Origin of the sequence: Desulfovibrio sp. (assembly GCF_035644575.1) — a bacterium.
Taxonomy (GTDB): Bacteria; Desulfobacterota; Desulfovibrionia; order Desulfovibrionales; family Desulfovibrionaceae; genus Desulfovibrio.
In genome coordinates, this window is the sequence record NZ_DASQOG010000155.1 from 1 (window position 1) to 17,979 (window position 17,979).

Sequence of the window (17,979 nt, forward strand, 5' to 3'; positions counted from 1 at the left end):
CCAGCGTGTCGAGCTTCATGCCCGTGCCGGTTTTGCGGTTGGGGGCCAGCAGTTGCGCCCACTGCTCTTTGAATGTGCTCATAATGCCTCCTCCCCTGCATGTACGGCATGCGCGCCGGTGCCGCAAGCGCGGGCGGCGGACGCTTTTCTTTTGTTCCCGGCCTTGCTAGGCTTGCAAGACGTTTTAAAAACCGATGCCCTACGGGGAACCCAAACCGTGCAGCAAGGCCAGATCATGACGAATTCGCTTTTTGATATGTCTCTCTCCGCCCATCTGGAGCTTTTTGGCGCGTTACAAACCATGCGCCCCGCCGTGGAAGCGGCGGCAGAGCGGCTTGGGGCAGCCCTTGGGGCAGGCGGCAAGGTGCTTATTGCCGGCAACGGCGGCTCTGCGGCGGACGCTCAGCACTTTGCAGCAGAGCTTGTGGGGCGCTTTCAGTGCAACCGCAAGGCGCTGGCCTGCATCGCCCTGACCACGGACACGTCAAACCTCACGGCCATTGGCAACGACTACGGCTTCAACGATGTGTTCTCCCGTCAGGTAGAGGCACTTGCCCGCCCCGGAGATGTTTTTGTGGGCATTTCCACCTCCGGCAATTCGGCCAACATCATCGCCGCCGTCAACGAGGCCCGCGCTCAGGGCATTGCCAGCATTGCCCTGCTGGGCCGGGATGGCGGCAAGCTGGAATCGCTGGCCGACATGGCTGTTATCGTCCCCCACGATGTCACGGCCCGCATTCAGGAGGCCCACATCTTCATTCTGCACCATTGGGCCGATGTGCTTGAACGCGCCGTGACGCAAAAATAGGCCCGACCATAAATTCCGCAAACGGCAGGATTGCACCAAGCCCTTTCCGGCCAGTCATCGCCAAGGCATGGGCCTTGGGCAAACGCCCCAACGAGGTTAGCCATGGATCAGCAGAACGTAGCCCAGTTCCTTGTTTCATGCCTCAGAACCGAGGGAGTTAAGTACGTCTTCGGCATCCCCGGTGAGGAAAATATCAAATTTGTGCGGGCTGTGGCCGCCTCCGGCGACATCCGCTTTATTCTTGCCCGGCACGAGCAGGGCGCATCCCTGATGGCCGACATTTATGGCCGCCTGACAGGCAAGGCGGGCGTATGCACCGCCACTCTCGGGCCGGGGGCCATCAACCTGCTGCTGGGCGCTGCCGACGCGCAGACCAATTCAAGCCCTCTGGTGGCCATTTCCGCCCAGGTGGGGCTGAAGCGCATTTACAAGGAATCGCACCAGATTGTTGACCTTGTGGGCATGTTCAAGCCCGTTACCAAATGGGCAGATACGGTGCTGACCCCCCAGGCCGTGCCCGAAATGGTGCGCAATGCCTTTCAGGTAGCGCAGGAGGAGCGCCCCGGCGCGACCTACCTTGCCATTCCTGAAGATGTGGAAGCGGCCCCCATGCCCGAGGCCGTGCCCCTCAAAGCGGCACCCTGCGCCAAGGCCATCCCCTCCCCCGCTGCGGTGGCGGAGGCCGCCGCCCTGCTGCGCTGCGCGCGCAAGCCCGTCATCATGGCCGGGCACGGCGTGGCCCGCACAGGCAATGCCGCCGTACTGGCCGCCTTTGCCGAGCGCTACAAAATCCCCGTGGCGACGACTTTCATGGGCAAGGGCGTTATCAGCGACCGCAGCCCCCAGTCGCTGGGCGTCATCGGCTTTATGCGGCACGACTACGAGAACTGCGCTTTCGACCAGGCGGACGTGATCCTTTCCATCGGCTACGAATTGCAGGAATTCACTCCCATGCGCATCAATCCCCAGTCAAACAAGCGTATCATCCATATCAACACATTCATGCCCGATGTGGATGCCCACTATAACCCCGAGGTCACCATCATGGCCGATGTGGGCCTTGCCCTGGCCTCTCTGGCCAAGGAGCTTGGGGCGGAGCCGCTGCTTTCAGCCGGACGCGGGGCGAGGATCCGCGAACTCGTGGAGGCCGAGCTTGCCAAGGGCCGTGAGAGCGACGCCTTCCCCCTCAAGCCGCAGCGCATTGTAAGCGATATTCGCGCTGCAATGGGCGATGAGGATATAGTGCTGGCCGACACCGGGGCTATCAAGATGTGGATGGCGCGCCTTTACCCCACGTATGCGCCTCTGACCTGCATTGTTTCCAACGGCCTTTCCACCATGGCATTTTCCCTGCCGGGAGCCATCGGCGCGCATCTGGCCTGCCCCGAGCGCAAGGTGCTTGCCGTCATGGGCGATGGCAGCTTTTTGATGAATTCCCAGGAAATGGAAACCGCCGTGCGCGAGAATATTCCGCTCAAGATACTGATCTGGGTGGATGACAGCTACGGGCTCATCAAGTGGAAGATGGACATGGAATCCGGCTCGCACGACTGCGTGGACTTTGGCAATCCCGACTTTGTGACCTATGCTGAAAGTTTTGGAGCCAAGGGCTACCGCATTGAAAGCGCCGCAGAGCTTTTGCCCACCCTGCAAAAAGCTCTGAATGAACCCGGCGTGTCGCTGGTGGCCTGCCCTGTGGACTACAGCGAGAACATGGCGCTTATCAATAGCTTGGGTGAGTTGACGCCTGCGCTGTGTGCGCTGGATGAGCTGTAGGGGATTGATATTCTTTTGACAGAGCGGCTGCATTCCTTGCTGAATGTGGCCGTTTTGTTTTTTGCGCGCCCTGGTTATTTTTTGCCCTACGGGCACTGGATTTCGCCCTTCGGCAAAGCTTGTGACGCCTGCGCGGCGTGCGATTTCGCCTCCCCGGCGCGCGATTTGAGATTTTCTGCCCTACGGGCTTGTTATTCCGCCGCCCGGCGGAGTTTGGGACGCCTGCGCGGCGTGCGGCAAGGCGGGGCCGGTTATGGGGCTACGCCCCCTTCTCGGCCCCCCTTGCATCCCCCCCCGAAGCACCCCCAAAGAAGCGCTTTCAATTTTCATCAAGCGACGAGGGCAACGCGTCTCCTGCTGCGGGAGCTTCCCTCACTCGCTCCGCTCGCTCAGGTGATCTCCCTCCGCGACGCGTAAATGCCAAAAAATGCTTTCGCTTCGTTCAAAGTCCGCTTCAGCCCAATACTTCTGTAATATTTGCGATTAATGGGAGTGCTTTGTGACTTTGCGCTTACCCTGATGCATATTGTCGCCAGAATTATCGGAAATTGCAGCGTAAAAATTCGATTCCCATGATGCATCCCATGACGCATAAGCAATAACCAAGCGCGTTCGGGCACAAAAGCAGGTCACTTGTGCGTCAAAAATTTCAGCCGCCATAAGAAGCTGATCGTGGAGTCGCCTTCCTTAAACTCGCCGGAGCGTAGCGGAGGCGATGGCTGGTGTTGGGCGAATTTGCAAAATACGCATTTTGCGGTCTGAAAAGGAAGCGCCGGGATTTTGAGCGCAGCGTACTCAAGTACATGAGCATCAAAATCCCGGCGCTGACGCATTCAGGGCGTAAAAGTCGGGTTTGCGTAAATCAGCCTGACAGGCTCACCCCCGCCGCCAAGCCCTTCTCTGCCTTCCTGCCTTTCTTTCCTCTTCTACTCGCCAATGCCCTCGTACAGGGCAGACGACAAATACCGCTCGCCCGCATCAGGCAGAATGGCCACAATGGTCTTGCCTTCAAATTCAGGCAAGTCCGCCAGCCGCGCGGCCGCCGCTGCCGCAGCGCCAGAAGAAATACCGGCAAGAATACCCTCTTCGCGCGCCAGCCTGCGGGCAAATTCAATGGCCTCATCGTTGCCCACAGTTTCCACCCTGTCCAGCAGGCTGACATCCAGCGTTTCAGGAATAAAGCCAGCGCCAATGCCCTGAATCTTGTGCGGACCCGGTTGCAGGGGCTTGCCCGCCAGATGCTGACTGATCACGGGGCTCGCCTCAGGCTCCACAGCCACGGAAACAATGTTCTTACCCCGCGTGTGCTTGAGATAGCGCGAAATACCCGTAATGGTGCCGCCTGTGCCCACGCCCGCCACAATGGCGTCCACCTGCCCATCTGTGTCATTCCAGATTTCCGGACCGGTGGTGGCTTCGTGTATGGCCGGATTGGCCGGGTTCTTGAACTGCTGAGGCATAAAATACGCGCCGGGGTTGGCAGCCACCAGTTCTTCGGCCTTTCTTATGGCCCCGGGCATGCCTTCCGTACCGGGTGTAAGCACCAGCTTGGCCCCCAGCATGGCCACCACGCGGCGGCGCTCGAGGCTCATTGTTTCGGGCATGGTGAGCGTAAGCTCATAGCCCTTGGCGGCGGCCACATAGGCCAGAGCAATGCCCGTATTGCCGCTGGTGGGTTCCACAATGCCAACGCCGGGGCGTAACAGGCCACGGCTCTCAGCATCGGCAATCATGGCCGCGCCAATGCGGCATTTGACGGAATAGGAGGGATTGCGGCCCTCAATCTTGGCCAGCACTATGGCCTTGGGCCCGACCACGCGGTTAAGCCGCACCAGAGGAGTATTGCCGATGGAAAGGGGATTATTCTGATAAATTCTGGACATATACGTTCTCCTTGCCCGCCTTGGCGATGCTGTGTGCAATCCAGATTGTATGGTTCAGCCGTGTCGGGCGGGCATGACACCTCTGTCCCGGCATTAACTACATTAACTCGACTGACTAAGTGATAATAACAGAACTCCTGAAAGGCAAGACCTGATGCAAAAATATTTCTGCCCGCTGGGAAGAGGCGCAGATAAACCCGCATCAAATGCTGAAATCGGGGATAGCTGCCGCCTGAGCGTCCACAAGATCCTGAAGCGTCGTGCCGCCGTATACGTTTTCCAACGCCTGCCGCGCCCGCTGCCACAAAGGCATGAACACGCAGTCCGGCCCAAGGGAGCACTTGCGTACAGGGTTGTCGCCCTCGCAATCAAAAGGATGCACGGGGCCGTCCAGAAAACGGATAACTTCGAGCGTGGTGATCTGGCTGGCAGACCGGGCCAGCATAAAGCCGCCAGCCTTGCCTCGGCGGCTGTCCACAAAGCCGCCGCGCCTAAGCTGGTTGAGGATATTTTCAAGAAAACGCGGGGGAATGGCCTGCGCTTCGGCAATCTCCTGAATGCGCGTGGGGCCGCTACCCGTGCGCTTGGCAAGCTCGAACAGGGCGCGCAAACCGTATTGGCACTTAAGTGAAACGCTCATGAGTAATCCTTGCGGGAAAAAGGCGGTGCAACCGCAGGAATAAATCAGCCGAAGCTTACGGTCTCGCCGGGGGTCATTTCCACACAACGGCAGGGCAGGTGCAGATTTTCAATCTCTGCCCTGAACCCGGCTGCGCTCTGCGCCAGCACAGGGAACGTTCCCCAATGCATGGGAACAGCAGCCTTGCAGCGCAACAGTTTGCAAGCCAGGGCAGCCTGACGCGCATCCATGGTAAACACGCCGCCCACAGGCAGCAAGGCAACGTCTATGCTGTAAAGCTGGCCCCATAGCTCCATCCCGCTAAAAACACAGGTATCACCCGCATGGTATACGGTGAGGCCATCGGGCATACGCACAATGTAGCCCGCCGGAGCGCCCGAATCGCTGGAATGGTAGGCCTGCGTCATGGTCATGCTCACACCCTTGTGGGTCAGGGTGCCGCCCATATTAAAGCCGATGCCGTTGAGAATCTGCTCTTGGGGCACACCAGCCTCGGCCAGTTTGCCCGCCGTGCCCACAATGGCCCCCAGTTGCGCGCCGGTGCGGCGGCACAGGGACACGGCATCACCCACATGGTCGCCGTGATCGTGGGTCACCAGCACAATATCCACATCACCTGCAGCGCTGGGTGATACTCCCGCAGAAGGAGCAAAAAAAGGATCAATAATCACCTGCGCGCCAGGCGCGCTGATTTTGAATGCCGAGTGTCCAAACCAGGTTATGTCGCTCATGCTGCCTCCAGCGTAAGACTTTAACAATTCAGAAAATACGTACCGGGAAGGAACAGAAGACGGCAAATGAAGGAGAAGTGGCGTGGTACCGCCTTTTGCTTGCGCTATGCCTGGCCTGTCCAGCGGGCAAGACCATGCGCTAGCCCCACCTGATCAAAGATGCGGCCGCAGAACTGCTCCAGCAGTTCCTCCACGCCAGCAGGCCGCAGATAAAAACAGGGAGAAAACGGCATGATCACCGCGCCAGCCTCGCGCAAGGCAAGCAGATTGCGCAGATGTATGGCAGAGAGCGGGCTTTCGCGCGTAACCATCACCAGGGGCAAGCGCTCCTTCAGCGCCACATCCGCAGCCCGGTGCACAAGGTTGCGCGTGGCGCCGCTGGCGATGGCCCCGACTGTCCCCATGGAGCACGGCACAAGCAGCATGGCCGCCGGTTCGCTGCCGCCTCGCCACCACGAGCCGCTGGCCGGGCCTGCGCCCAAATCTTCTGCGGCATATACGGTATGCGCCAGCGCCGTGAGCAGATCGGCATCCGCGCCGCATTCCGCCCGCAGCACCGCCCGCGCGCCATCGGAAACCACGCAGTGGGTGCGCACATCGGGCATGGCCGCCAGCAGCCGCATGAGGCACAGGGCAAGGGGCATACCGCTGGCCCCGCTCACCCCAACAAGAATATCACGCATGCATTCTCCGCATAAAATATCACAGAGCTATTGCCCCTCAGCCTGATTTTTACCGCACATTGCTACGGCGCGCAAACCCGCCCGACCCCGTGCGCTTGCGGGAAAGGGCGCGCGAGTTGGTAGCCCTTCGATTCTGGCCCATGCCTTGACAGCCGCCAGCACAAAGCATATCAGAAATGTTCTTATGCGCTCGTAGCTCAGTTGGATAGAGCGTTGGCCTCCGGAGCCAAAGGCCGTGAGTTCGAATCTCGCCGGGCGCACCATCAAGAATTCAAGCGGTTAGCTGTAAAAAGCTAGCCGCTTTTTTCGTGGGCTATGTCAGTTTGTGGGCTCTAGAACAAAGACGGGGGCAAGCCCCTTCAAAGGGCCGTTTTTCCGAACCGCGTTTTGGTATAATTTGTGGCCCCATTGAACCATTCATTTATCTATAGTATTCAACGTGCCACGTTCAAATACTTTAAGCGGGAGACACATGCGTCACTTATCTTTTATCCTAATTATATTACTGGCATTATGTGGTTGCACAAAACGACTGACAGATTTTGGTCCGCCCGAATTCGGTACTATAGAGCGCGGTGAAACTGTGTATATTGTACCGGATCGTGGAATGCTTCATGACGATGACCGAAGAGAAGGCTACGGCATGCCTGTAGATAGCACACGATATCCAGACATTGAAGTCCAGTTAGCGAAAATGTTCCAGAAATCCTTTACCCCATTTACAAAGCGGGCCATTATCGGTGATCGACACGTGCCATGGTACAAAGCCAATGAATTCGCCAAGGCCAACAATGCGCGTTATATAGTATACCTGTATTTGTATACCGCGCAGACTTCACGTCTTAATGAAAAAGACCCACAACGATATATGATAGTTACCATCCAGGTCCAGGATTTAAAAATTTCTTCTTTGTCGCGATTCATATCTGTGCGCTTTGAATTGGGTATTATTAATCCCCAGGATGTCACCACGATGTTATGGAAAGATTTTCAGCCAGCGTTTAACAAGATTGCGAAACTCTTATTCGAAGGAGAACCCTGCTCACGCATAATTCTGTGACCAGAGGATTGGTATGGGGGTTGTTTTTATAGTCAGAAACAGGGCCGCAGTGGTGCAGGATTGATTTGTGACGGCACTACAGCCGCCCTGCGTGAAATATTCTCGCCATTCCTGCCATATTTTGATGCACGCGCTTACGAACCGTGCATTATCGGCACGGCAACTTCTTACCTTCATGGCAAAGCCGCCCGTTTTGCACGCGACTGGCGAACCCCGCTGGCCGTAGCAAGCATGCTGCACCACTCACCCGAGCCTGCTGACCACAGTCTAGAGTCTGGCCCGAACCCTGGTTTCCACGTCCAGCTTTTGCTGCAAGTCGGCAATGGCTACTTCAGCTTTTTCAATGGTGCCGCACAGCCCGCCGAGCAACGAAAACGCGCCGCCTGCCAGAAATTCCGCATTTTCCACTGTTCCCGCATAGGGGCTGCCGCCAAGGCGTTGCCAGCGGGCATAGTCCCGCTGCCATTCAGGAAAACAAGTGGCGGTGAGGCCGTCATTCCACAGCTTGTACGCTCCAAAGGCATGCACCACTGGCGCAAAGGCCGCCGTCGGATTACGCGGATGCGCGTTGAAGCCCTGCGGCAGTTGAAAAACGCTCTGTGGATACTGCCGCAGCAGCATCTGCGCCAGCAGATTAAAGGCCGCCTGATCAGGGTAGCGCAACTTTGCGCCGTGACGGCACACAAATTCCAGGCAGCCCTGACGCAGGGCCTCCGGCGCTGGCAAATCATTGCGAAATACAATGACGCCCGAATTCAGGTTGTCTGCGCCTCCGTCAAAACCCTCAATGGGTTCGTGCAGATTGATCCGCGCGGGTTTGGCCCCCGGAGGGTCGGAAAACTCCGGATCTTCCAGCGCCAGCCCCAGAGGGCCGCAATCAAACAGCCCTTCCAGATTATCCTGAATCAGCACATCTGCATCAAGCCATACGACAGACGTATAGCGTTGCAACAGGTCAAAACAGTCAAATTTGGCCAGCCTGAGCGGCAAAAAGGCCTCCAACGCCCCAGCCGTCAGCTCTGCGGGAACAGGCGCAAAGGGCACAAGCTGCGCACCAAGATTTTGCAGTATCGCGGCATCGGTTTCCAGCAGGGAATCATCGCAAAAAACGATGATGTCGGCCACTATCCCCGGATTATGCCGCCGAAGCGCCAACAGCACCGTGCCAGCGGCAAAGGCCCAGTTACCGGTTACTCCTGTGACCACCGCGCGGGGGAACCTTACGTCAATGCGGCCTTCAAATGCATCATGCATGGCTGGCTCCTGATGTCGCTTGTACAGCCCGCAGGCTGCCCCAATGTCCCCGGCACAAGACCGGAAAAAGCCCGTTTCAGACGGGGCAGTCTGGTTACCCCGGCCTGAAACGGGCCAACAATGCTTTATCCGCCAGTCTCTCCTACCGCGAGGCAGCAAAAATGGCGACAATATCGGGCGGCAGCAGTTTTTTTACGCTGCCGATGTGGGTTTTGCCCACAAGGGCCTTCTCGGCCATTTCGGCGATCTGCGCATCAGTGGGCGCAAGATTCAGCTCTTTCAGCGAGGTAGGCATGTGCAGCGAGCGGAAAAACCGCTCCATGGCCTCAATGCCCCGCAGGCCCGTGATGGTTTCCGTTTCCGCCGGGGTAACGCCCATGACCCGTTCCGCAAACAGGGCAAAGCGGTCAGGCCGAAGGGGCAGCACATGGCGCGCCCAGCTGCCCCATATGGCAGACAGCCCCGCACCGTGCGCCACGTCAAACATGCCGCTCAGCTCGTGTTCGATCATGTGCGTGGCCCAGTCGCCGCCGTCAGAACCGCAGCCGGTCAGTCCGTTGTGCGAGAGGCTGCCAGCCCACATGACTTCAGCTCTGGAGTTGTAGTTGGCCGGATCATCCCGCAGCACGGCGGCATGGTGCATGACCACGCGCATGAGGCCCTCGCCGATGCTGTCCGTTATGTCCATGTTCGAGCCATGCCCGAAGTAGCGTTCCATGGTATGCATGAGAATATCCACGCAGCCGCAGGCCGTCTGAAAGGGCGGCAGAGACATGGTCAGCTCCGGATTCATGACGGCAAAGGCCGGGCGGGCCATATCCGTTTTGAAGCTGCGCTTGAAGCCGTTTTCCTCGTTGGTCACAACGGTCGAACTGCTCATCTCGCTGCCAGCGGCGGCGATAGTTACCACGCAGCCGATGGGAAGGCAGGCATCCGGCTTGCGCTTGCCCATGTAATAATCCCACACGTCCCCCTCGTTGGCGGCGCCGTAAGCAATGGCCTTGGCCGAGTCGATGACGCTGCCGCCGCCCACTGCCAGCACAAAATCCACCCCTTCGCTGCGCGCCAGTTCAATGCCTTCGCGGATCAGCGAAAGCCGGGGGTTGGGCACTACGCCGCCAAGGGTGACAAAGGACAGTCCTTCAGCCTGAAGGGACGTTTTTATCTTGTCCACAAGGCCCGAACGCAGGGCGCTCTGCCCGCCAAAGTGGATGAGCACCTTGCGGCACTTGCAGGCTTTGACAAGTGCGCCGGTCTGCTGCTCTGTATTTTTGCCGAAAACAACCCTGGTGGGCGTGTAGTACGTAAAATCGTGCATGGTAATCCTCCTGACTGTAAAAAACGCGCGAGCGTCCCAAAGCGCCGGGCCAGGGCGTAAGCATCAGATATTTTCTGCCAGCGCCGCGAGCGAAAGTGTACGCAAAAGTCTGCCTGTCTGATCCGCCTGTGCTGCATCCCCCGAGGCTTCGCGCAAAATGCGCGCCATAAAAACGAGCATATGCCGTTGCATATGTTCATCGTGCCCATAACGGGCAGTCCAGGCCTGCCAAAGGGTATCAAGCCAGAGCAGCGCAGCTTCCGGCTCCGTTGGCCCGCCATAGATCAGCCCTGCGTGCAGTGCAGCCTGTGCGCCTGTCGCCCTGATACCCAGCGGAGGAAACATATGCCCCTGCAAGGCGCGCATGTGCCACTGGCGGGCATTGGCTGCTGGCGTATAGCGGTAGAGCAGCAGCGGCTCTTGCAAATTGACCGCCTGCAATCCGGCCTTGAGCAGTGCATCGGCCCAAAAGGCCACGTCCTGCGCTCTTGCCAGGGCAGCGTCATAGCGTAAGCCAACGGCGCGCACCGCGTCCAGCCGCAACAGGGAGCAACCGTTGGGAACTGGCGCGCCAAACAGTGCCGCCGCCCTTGTCGCCCCCGGCTGCTCTGGAAAAAGCTCAAGCGCGTCGGACTGACCAAAGTATTGGATGCCCGCCCCGCAGATGTGGATATCGGGCTGAGCCTCAAGACAGGAATGCTGCGCTTCCAGCCGATGGGGTATGGCAATGTCGTCCGCGTCCATCCACGCCAGATATCTGCCGCGCGCACGGCCCAAGGCCATATTACGCGCTGTGGGGCGGCCCTTGTTGACAGACAGCCGCTCTACACGAATTCTTTCGTCGTCAATGGACTGCACCAAGGCAAGCGTATTGTCTGTGGAGCCATCGTCCACCACCAGCAGCTCAAAGTCTTCAAAGCTCTGGGCAAGTATGGAATCTATTGCTTCGCGCAGATGGGCGGAGGCATTATAGGCAGGCATGGCCACTGTGATTTCTGGCTTGGACGTGCTCACTTGCCTTCCCCCCGCACCTGCCTGTACATGACGGCCACATTGTCACGGCTGACGCCCAATTTGGGTTCTGACTTGCACAGGGCAGGCAACCTGCGGCAATACTCCAGCGCTGTTTCCATCATCCGGGCTGCGCGGGCAAAAATATTGATAGTTTTAAGCATCCAGTTGCGACACTGGGCAAGCTCTGCTTGCCGGGCCTCGCCCAAACGGTTCTTGATTGCAGACAGAATCCTCTGCGCGCAGGCTTCCAGATTGCCCGCAGGCAGGGAGACAAATCCGGGTGCGGGGCAAACAGCGCCAAGGTTGGGTGCAGCAAGTCGTGTACGTTGTGCCGACGTTGCCGTCTTGCTGGAACAGACTACGGAAACAAGGCCTGGTTTCTCAGGCATGGGGAATGTGCGCAATTCATCAAGATTGCTGAATTTACTTATATTTTTTCCTGATGAACGTTCGACGCCGTAGTGCCAGCTCAGACAGGGGTTGCTGATGACCATGCTGCGCCGCTCAACGCCGCGCAAATCATAAGGCGACACCACCGTGCCGAACTGACCGAGGTAGGATCGGGGGTATTTTTTGATTTCCGGCGGTTCGGTGACAAAGAGGATACGCCGTTCACGGGGCACTGTGGTACTGAAACCCGTAGGGGCTTCATCAAAAACCACAAGCCATGCACTGGAAGTTTCTGCCGAAGTGGGAAGTGAGGGAAAAGAGCAGGAGGCTGGCGAGGCCAGCACAAATTGCACACGGCCCATAGCGCCGTTGCCGTCTTCTGTCTGCCGCATCCAGGGCCAGGCCTCGGGGATGGTGGCAAAATAGCACAACAGGGTGGAACTTTCAGCCACAAAAGCCTCGCAATGACAAGGCCCCGGCCCGCTTTTTCCTGGTCAGAGGCCGGTTAGCAACACCCTTTGCTCAGGACGCATCGGCAACGGATGTTGAAAATCACTTTAATGCTCAACTGCGTAGATATTGCGGAACACAACGCCATTTTCCTGGCTGCGCACTTCAAGAATGACCTGGGCGTTGGTAAGGCTCATGGGGTGCTCGGCAGAAGCAACCATGACGGCGCGCTTGAACCGGCTGATACGAAAACTGCCCACATCTTCGGGCTCAAAGCGCAGGGAATATTTTTTGCCATCGGCTGTCAGCAAAGTGCCGCTGACTACACCAGAAAGTATCTTCTGGTTGTCGGCATTGCGCAGGTCCAGTGCAATACGCAGCTTGCCGCCCCGTATTTCACGCACTTGCACATTCCCTACCTTGACGTAATCAAGATCAATGGAGGGGAAGTCCTCATGCCCCGGCCCTTCGGTGGTGCGGGCAGCATCGCTGGCCCCGCCCAGAGGCTTTTCGGCAGCAGCCCCGCCAGTAATTGCTGGGCCTTCGCCAGGAGCTTCCGCAGCGGCGCCGCCTGTGCTGAGTCTGCGCAGCACGAGCTCCCGGCCTGGAATATTTTCTTCGCGCAACAGTTCTTCAAGGTGTTCCAGCCGCTCCGCATTGGCCTGCGCCGTCTGCGAATCGCTTTCAAAGCGCAGCACATTGTCCCGCAACTGCACGTTCTGCTGCCACAAAGTCCAGCACAACCATCCCAGAACAGCGCACGCAAGGGGTAGACAGGCCATCACCCCCAGAGCCGCCACAAACCGTCCCCTGCGCACGCGATAGCTGCGCCGGGGGCCGTTATCCCGCATCAGGATTATGCTGAGATTTTCGCGGTACTTCAAACGGTCCTCACGAACTTTGGCGTTTGAAATTTCGGGATGGCCGCACACAACACCTTGTTATGATACCTCGCCATAAAACCGGGCAAACTGTTTGAGCAGCCTTTGCTTTGCCCAATGAGACAAAAAGGCGGAAGCCCCTATTGGCCTGTCGCTCCAATGGGAGCAACTGGCGCGCCAAGAGGTGCCCAGTCTTCTCGGGCGATACGCCAGCCCTTGCCGTCAAAGCGCAGCAAAAGGGTCTTGGTGCCTCTGTCAGTATGGCCGGAACTGTCGGCGTAGACCTGATTCATGTCGGCGCGCAGGCCCTGCTTGTCAGCCACCAGCCGCAGGCCCGTGATCTGAACCAGAGTGGGCTGCACACGCTGCCAGAGCACTTCCTTCTGCTTCTGGATATTCTTTGCGCCCCAACGCCCCTGCTGGATGGCATCGTCCGCATAGTATTCAATGTACTCGTCCAGACGTCCAGCTTCCCAGGCCTTACGCCATTTTTCAACCATAGCGCTGGCGGCGTCGCTGACCTGATCCAGATAATCCGCAGCAAGACCAAGTTCTTCTGGCTTGAACTGCGAAGCAACAATGCGGAAATCTCCCTTGTCGTCCCTGCTCCACCAGAAGGAACGCACACCCTGCTCCATGCCGTTGGGGGCCACCACAAGCTGTTCGCAATGGCTCACAGCCAGTGGACCCTGAATCTCCAGCTTGGGCTTGCGGCTTATAAGACGCAGCCACGGCACCGCAAAGCGGCGATCAAATTCGCGCATGGTCGAATTATAGGAATACCCGCGCGGTGTTCCGGCTTCGCGGTTGTACCTGGCCTGATCGTAAAGGGCGGCGATGTTGGTCGAGCGCGCGGCAAAATCCGCATTCCAGGCCTGCACGGCCTTTTCCAGAGCGGCGCGGACTTCCGGTGTAAGGGTCAGCTGCGGGGCTGCCGCTGCCGTGGGAGTGTTGGGCTGTGTTGGCGCAGCAATGGGAGCCTGAACAGATGTCGGTGCAGGCAAGTTAACAGCCTGCTGGGCTTCTGCGGGCTTTACCGCCTGATCGGCAGGTTTGGCAGGCGCGCCCTTGGGGGCGGATTCCACTTCGCTGCGGGCCGCTTCTTCCATTGCCGGACGAGCGCCCCAGTTCACTTCTGCCGGGGGTGTTGCGCTGCTGCGGCGGGGCACCAGGGGATCATTGGCCGCCATGAGCTTGTCGCCCTGACCAGCCCTGGCGGTAGCGGCTTTGTCCTGCGAGGGTTGCGGCGCGGCGAGGGCCGTGGCCTCCGCCTTTTCAGGCGCGGCTTCTGGCATATCCAGCCGGGGGCGCTGCGGCGCTTCGGAAGAAGCATCGCTGACCTGCTGCAAAGGCGCTTCGGCCACAAGCTGGCCTTTCTGGAAATCGGCGCGCATACCCAGATCGCGCGGCGCCCATTCCATACCAACAATGCGGAACTTCTGGTCGTTACCGCGCTGCCAGTACAAACGGCGCACACCCTCAGTGGAAAGATTGGATGCCGTATAGAGCTGCTCAGACCAGGTCACCCAATACCCCGGCCCTTCCAGCACGTTGATCTTGCGATTGAAAATCTTGATGAACTGGAGCGACTTGAACAGACGCTCCTTGTTCTGCCGAAAGGCCGTGAAATTCTCCGTCATGGCCTTGGAATAGGCATCGGGATTATAATAATCAAACATCTTGACCGAACGGGAGGCCCAGGCATTGCTCCAGTTCTGCATCAGGCGGCGCAGTTCGTTGGCAGTGCTGCTGTCGGGGCGGGGCTGGGCGGTCTCGTCCATCTTATCGGCCAGAACCACTGCCGTGCCAGGCGTCAGCTGCGGCCCAACCTCGTCGATTTCCTTAAGCCCGATGGCCACGCAACCACGGGTGGAGAGCGGTTCAATGCCAAAACCCTTGCTGTGAATCCAGATGCCGTGGCCGGTTTTGCCGCGCAGACGATCCACGGGGTTGGGATAATTCAGGGTATAGGCGATGCCGCCGTATTCCTTGAAATCCAGCCCGCTGGCAATCTTGTATTCCACAAAGTAGATGCCTTCGGGCGTACGCAGATCGTTGAGCGCCTGCTTGTCGCCGGGCAACTGGCCTGTGGTGCAGGGAAAGGAGTATTTGAGCTTGAGGGGGCTTTTTTTCTCAAAAAACATGAAGGTCTGGCGCTTTTTGTCCACAGCCACCAAATGCGTAGGAAGCCCCTCATTGTACAGAGAGGCTTGCCATTCTTCGGCCTGCGCCAGATGCGGAGCGGCAAGGGGGCAACCAATGCCAAAGGCCATCAGCAGTCCCAGGGCCATGCACCTGACAAGGCAATTGGCCAGACAACCGACCATGGGCCTGACAATGGAACTGACCGCAGAGCCCGCCAGACGTTGCGACAATGCCACCGGGGGCAAGGCGCGCGGGTCGGTGGGGACCTTAACGCGCAAGGTCCACCAATTCCGCACGGGTAAAGAGCGCAAGCAGGTCATATCCCGCCTCACGGAGCTTTTCCCGGCCACCTTCCTCCCGATCCAGAATGGCGCAAACCGCCACAATGGACAGGCCAGCATCAGTAATACGATCGCAGGCCTTCAGCAGAGAACCGCCGGTGGTAACAACGTCTTCAAGCATGGCTACGCGGTCGCCCGCGCAGAAATTGCCCAGCCCTTCAACAAACTGCCCTGTGCCGTGCCCTTTGGCTTCCTTGCGGACCAAAAGGCCGTTCAACGGTCTGCCCTGCTCGTGCGAGATGACCGTGGTGGCTGCAACCAGAGGGTCAGCGCCCATGGTCATGCCGCCCACACCCTTGATGTCCATTTCGCGGAGCATGTGGTTGAACAGGGTTCCAATAAGCCACGATCCTTCGGCGTGGAGCGCCGTGACGCGGCAGTCAAAATAATAATCGCTTCTGCGGCCTGATGCCAGCACAAAATCTCCCTCGCGGTATGATTTTTCTACCAGCAGGCGGGCAAGGCGGCGCTTGAGCGCCAGCAGTTCTTCAGAAGAAAGAGTTTGCATGACAGCTCCTTACGCCTTGTTGGCCGCAGCGTTCTTGAACACCCGGGCAAAAATTTCGTCTTCGTGTTGCAGGTAGTACGAAGGATCAAAAAGCTCGGCAAGCGCAGCTGCGCCCAGCCGCCCGCTCATGTCGGCATCGTTGCGCACCAGATCGGGGAAGGGAGTGCGGCTTTCCCAGCTCTGCATGGCAAGGCGCTGCACGGCTTCATATGCCTGCTGACGCGGAAGCCCGGTGGCAATAAGGGCCGTCAGCACACGCTGCGAAAAATACAGACCGTAAGAACGCTCCATATTTTCACGCATGCGCTCGGGCTTGACCACCAGCCCTTCAAGCAGTTTGGTGAGGCGGGTCAGCACGTAGTCGGCCAGAATGGTGGAATCGGGCATGATAACCCGCTCCACGGAAGAATGGCTGATGTCGCGCTCGTGCCACAGGGCCTGATTTTCCAGCGATGCAAGAGCGTTGGTGCGCAAAAGGCGCGAAAGGCCGCTCATGTTTTCTGCCGAGATGGGGTTCTTTTTGTGCGGCATGGCCGACGAACCCTTCTGCCCCTTGGCAAACCCTTCTTCCACCTCGAGCACTTCCGTGCGTTGCAGGTGGCGCAGTTCAACGCACAGGCGCTCCACGCCGCCAGCCAGCACGGCAAGCGAGGTGAAGAAGTGGGCGTAACGGTCGCGCTGAATGATCTGGGTGGAGTGCGGATCAACCTCAAGTTCAAGATAGCTCAGGGCGCGCTGCTCAAGCTCGGGCGACAAAAATGCGTAGGTGCCCACCGCGCCGGAGATTTTGCCCACGCGCACGCTTTCAATCCCGGCTTCAACCCGGGCAAGGTGCCGCTCGAACTCGGCGTAAAATCCAGCCATTTTGAGCCCGAAACTGGTGGGTTCCGCGTGGATGCCGTGGGTGCGGCCCATGCACAGCACACCCTTGTGGCGGCGGGCCAGACTTTCAATGGCGGTCAGGAGCGCGCGGATGTCCTTGAGGATCAGGCGCCCGGCCTGCATGAGCAGAAGGGCGTTGGCCGTATCCACGATGTCTGAGGAGGTACAGCCCAGATGGATGTAGCGCGCGTCTTCCGCGCCAACCTTTTCTTCAAGCGAGGTCAAAAAGGCGATGACGTCGTGGCGGGTCACTTCTTCAATGGCCAGGATGCGGTCCACATCAATGGAAGCCTTGGCCTGAATATTTTCCACCGCAGCGGCGGGGATGCGCCCCATGTCGCTCCAGGCCCGACAAACGGCCACTTCAACATCAAGCCATGCCTGATAGCGGTTCTCAAGGGTCCAGATACGGCCCATTTCCTGACGGGTGTAGCGATCAATCATGGCTGCCTCATGAGGCCGAGCTGGCGGCTTTGGTGGGTGCCGACGCTGCGGACCCTGTGGTTGGCGTAGGGGCGGGGGCCGCCTTGGCGGCGCTGTTTCCAGAATCGGGTGCAGATACGGAGGCCTTTTCGCCCGCCGTACCGCCGGAAGCGGGGGCGGAGGAACCGCCGGAGGTGCCGGAGGAAGAGGCCGTTGAGCCGCCCTCTTCCGTGACGCCCTTGCGGTAGCCATAGTCGCTCACATACCAGCCGCCGCCCTTAAGGACGAACGAGGTGTGCGACATAATGCGGGGCGAAGGCTCACCGCACTTGGGGCAGGGTTCCTGCCCGTGGGATTCCGATGCCTTGACCCATTCCTCAAACGTATGCTGACACTTGGGGCACTGATATTCGTAGATAGGCATGGTAACACTAAAAAGGCCATGACACGGCATGCTGCCGCGCTGACCGCTGCTGCTTGTTTGCGCCCCGCGCGGCTGCCAGGAGGCAGCCGGGCCGAGCACCATATGTGACGGCGCGTCAATTCGCAGCCGTCGGAACGCCGGTTTCCCGTGTCCGAAGCTTAGGCCTTGGCAGCCTTGGCTTCGCGCACGCGCTGCTTCAGACGCTCTTCACGGCGCTTACGGCGGCGATCCAGTTCTTTCTTACGCTCAATTTTCTTATGTGCCATGATTCCCTCCAGGGGCAAGCCCCGTTAATATAAGTGGGTATTCATATGCTCTTTGATCGGCAAAGTCCAGCCCCGAGCCACATTCCGGGCCGAAAACACTGA

Annotated in this window: 16 protein-coding genes and 1 tRNA gene; 4 read left to right on the forward strand and 13 right to left on the reverse strand. The window is 58.8% G+C overall.

From position 1 onward, the window contains the following. Window positions 1-235: 235 nt before the first annotated feature. Window positions 236-808, forward strand: coding sequence for a D-sedoheptulose 7-phosphate isomerase (gene gmhA, locus VEZ52_RS08850; RefSeq protein WP_324836503.1), 573 nt, complete (start codon window positions 236-238; stop codon window positions 806-808). A gap of 102 nt (window positions 809-910) precedes the next feature. Next, the gene (locus VEZ52_RS08855; RefSeq protein ID WP_233483520.1) at window positions 911-2,584 is read left to right on the forward strand and encodes an acetolactate synthase large subunit; all 1,674 of its coding nucleotides are present in this window, start codon (window positions 911-913) and stop codon (window positions 2,582-2,584) included. A gap of 926 nt (window positions 2,585-3,510) precedes the next feature. Here VEZ52_RS08855 and cysK read toward each other — a convergent pair. From cysK to VEZ52_RS08875, 4 genes are all read right to left on the reverse strand, one after another. After that, window positions 3,511-4,467, reverse strand: a complete 957-nt coding sequence (gene cysK, locus VEZ52_RS08860) for a cysteine synthase A (RefSeq protein ID WP_324836504.1) — start codon at window positions 4,465-4,467, stop codon at window positions 3,511-3,513. A gap of 202 nt (window positions 4,468-4,669) precedes the next feature. Then, window positions 4,670-5,107 carry an RrF2 family transcriptional regulator gene (locus VEZ52_RS08865; RefSeq protein WP_192113207.1) on the reverse strand — a complete coding sequence of 146 codons (438 nt, stop codon included), beginning with the start codon at window positions 5,105-5,107 and terminating at the stop codon, window positions 4,670-4,672. Window positions 5,108-5,151: 44 nt separating this feature from the next. Further along, the gene (locus VEZ52_RS08870) at window positions 5,152-5,838 is read right to left on the reverse strand and encodes a metal-dependent hydrolase (RefSeq protein WP_324836505.1); all 687 of its coding nucleotides are present in this window, start codon (window positions 5,836-5,838) and stop codon (window positions 5,152-5,154) included. A gap of 104 nt (window positions 5,839-5,942) precedes the next feature. Beyond that, entirely contained in the window at window positions 5,943-6,521 is a 579-nt protein-coding gene (locus VEZ52_RS08875; RefSeq protein ID WP_324836506.1) for a UbiX family flavin prenyltransferase, read from the reverse strand. 186 nt (window positions 6,522-6,707) lie between these two features. Between VEZ52_RS08875 and VEZ52_RS08880 the strand changes: the two genes are divergently transcribed. Next, window positions 6,708-6,784: transfer RNA gene (locus VEZ52_RS08880), tRNA-Arg, on the forward strand. A 209-nt stretch (window positions 6,785-6,993) separates the two neighbouring features. Then, complete coding sequence (locus VEZ52_RS08885) at window positions 6,994-7,581, forward strand: hypothetical protein (protein ID WP_324836507.1); 588 nt, start codon at window positions 6,994-6,996, stop codon at window positions 7,579-7,581. A gap of 267 nt (window positions 7,582-7,848) precedes the next feature. On the opposite strand, the gene VEZ52_RS08890 is transcribed toward VEZ52_RS08885, so the two are convergent. The 9 genes from VEZ52_RS08890 to VEZ52_RS08930 all read right to left on the reverse strand — a co-directional run bounded on the left by VEZ52_RS08890 (window position 7,849) and on the right by VEZ52_RS08930 (window position 17,611). After that, window positions 7,849-8,835, reverse strand: a complete 987-nt coding sequence (locus tag VEZ52_RS08890) for a glycosyltransferase (protein ID WP_324836508.1) — start codon at window positions 8,833-8,835, stop codon at window positions 7,849-7,851. A gap of 142 nt (window positions 8,836-8,977) precedes the next feature. Then, entirely contained in the window at window positions 8,978-10,153 is a 1,176-nt protein-coding gene (locus VEZ52_RS08895) for an iron-containing alcohol dehydrogenase (protein ID WP_324836509.1), read from the reverse strand. Between the two features lie 63 nt (window positions 10,154-10,216). Next, window positions 10,217-11,167, reverse strand: coding sequence for a glycosyltransferase family A protein (locus VEZ52_RS08900; RefSeq protein WP_324836510.1), 951 nt, complete (start codon window positions 11,165-11,167; stop codon window positions 10,217-10,219). Continuing rightward, window positions 11,164-12,009, reverse strand: coding sequence for a hypothetical protein (locus tag VEZ52_RS08905; RefSeq protein ID WP_324836511.1), 846 nt, complete (start codon window positions 12,007-12,009; stop codon window positions 11,164-11,166). Before VEZ52_RS08905 ends, VEZ52_RS08900 begins: the two co-directional genes overlap by 4 nt. A gap of 105 nt (window positions 12,010-12,114) precedes the next feature. Then, window positions 12,115-12,858: a hypothetical protein gene (locus tag VEZ52_RS08910; protein ID WP_324836512.1), complete on the reverse strand. Its 744-nt coding sequence runs from the start codon at window positions 12,856-12,858 to the stop codon at window positions 12,115-12,117. A gap of 170 nt (window positions 12,859-13,028) precedes the next feature. Next, window positions 13,029-15,311 (reverse strand): L,D-transpeptidase Cds6 family protein, encoded by a 2,283-nt coding sequence (locus VEZ52_RS08915; protein WP_324836513.1) that lies wholly within the window; start codon window positions 15,309-15,311, stop codon window positions 13,029-13,031. Beyond that, on the reverse strand, window positions 15,301-15,882 hold the full coding sequence (gene pyrE, locus VEZ52_RS08920; protein WP_371740831.1) for an orotate phosphoribosyltransferase: 582 nt from the start codon (window positions 15,880-15,882) through the stop codon (window positions 15,301-15,303). The genes VEZ52_RS08915 and pyrE overlap by 11 nt, the downstream gene beginning before the upstream one ends. 9 nt (window positions 15,883-15,891) lie before the next feature. After that, entirely contained in the window at window positions 15,892-17,208 is a 1,317-nt protein-coding gene (gene purB / locus VEZ52_RS08925) for an adenylosuccinate lyase (protein WP_192113199.1), read from the reverse strand. Window positions 17,209-17,215: 7 nt separating this feature from the next. Next, window positions 17,216-17,611 (reverse strand): zinc ribbon domain-containing protein, encoded by a 396-nt coding sequence (locus tag VEZ52_RS08930; RefSeq protein ID WP_324836514.1) that lies wholly within the window; start codon window positions 17,609-17,611, stop codon window positions 17,216-17,218. Window positions 17,612-17,979 lie beyond the last annotated feature (368 nt).

Bases quoted from the DNA above. Each gene is read 5' to 3' on its own strand.
- pyrE (WP_371740831.1), bottom strand. From the start codon at position 15,882: ATGCAAACTCTTTCTTCTGAAGAACTGCTGGCGCTCAAGCGCCGCCTT.
- VEZ52_RS08930 (WP_324836514.1), bottom strand. From the start codon at position 17,611: ATGCCTATCTACGAATATCAGTGCCCCAAGTGTCAGCATACGTTTGAG.
- VEZ52_RS08855 (WP_233483520.1), top strand. From the start codon at position 911: ATGGATCAGCAGAACGTAGCCCAGTTCCTTGTTTCATGCCTCAGAACC.
- VEZ52_RS08885 (WP_324836507.1), top strand. From the start codon at position 6,994: ATGCGTCACTTATCTTTTATCCTAATTATATTACTGGCATTATGTGGT.
- VEZ52_RS08895 (WP_324836509.1), bottom strand. From the start codon at position 10,153: ATGCACGATTTTACGTACTACACGCCCACCAGGGTTGTTTTCGGCAAA.
- gmhA (WP_324836503.1), top strand. From the start codon at position 236: ATGACGAATTCGCTTTTTGATATGTCTCTCTCCGCCCATCTGGAGCTT.
- purB (WP_192113199.1), bottom strand. From the start codon at position 17,208: ATGATTGATCGCTACACCCGTCAGGAAATGGGCCGTATCTGGACCCTT.
- VEZ52_RS08910 (WP_324836512.1), bottom strand. From the start codon at position 12,858: ATGCGGGATAACGGCCCCCGGCGCAGCTATCGCGTGCGCAGGGGACGG.
- VEZ52_RS08865 (WP_192113207.1), bottom strand. From the start codon at position 5,107: ATGAGCGTTTCACTTAAGTGCCAATACGGTTTGCGCGCCCTGTTCGAG.
- VEZ52_RS08870 (WP_324836505.1), bottom strand. From the start codon at position 5,838: ATGAGCGACATAACCTGGTTTGGACACTCGGCATTCAAAATCAGCGCG.
- VEZ52_RS08875 (WP_324836506.1), bottom strand. From the start codon at position 6,521: ATGCGTGATATTCTTGTTGGGGTGAGCGGGGCCAGCGGTATGCCCCTT.
- VEZ52_RS08890 (WP_324836508.1), bottom strand. From the start codon at position 8,835: ATGCATGATGCATTTGAAGGCCGCATTGACGTAAGGTTCCCCCGCGCG.
- cysK (WP_324836504.1), bottom strand. From the start codon at position 4,467: ATGTCCAGAATTTATCAGAATAATCCCCTTTCCATCGGCAATACTCCT.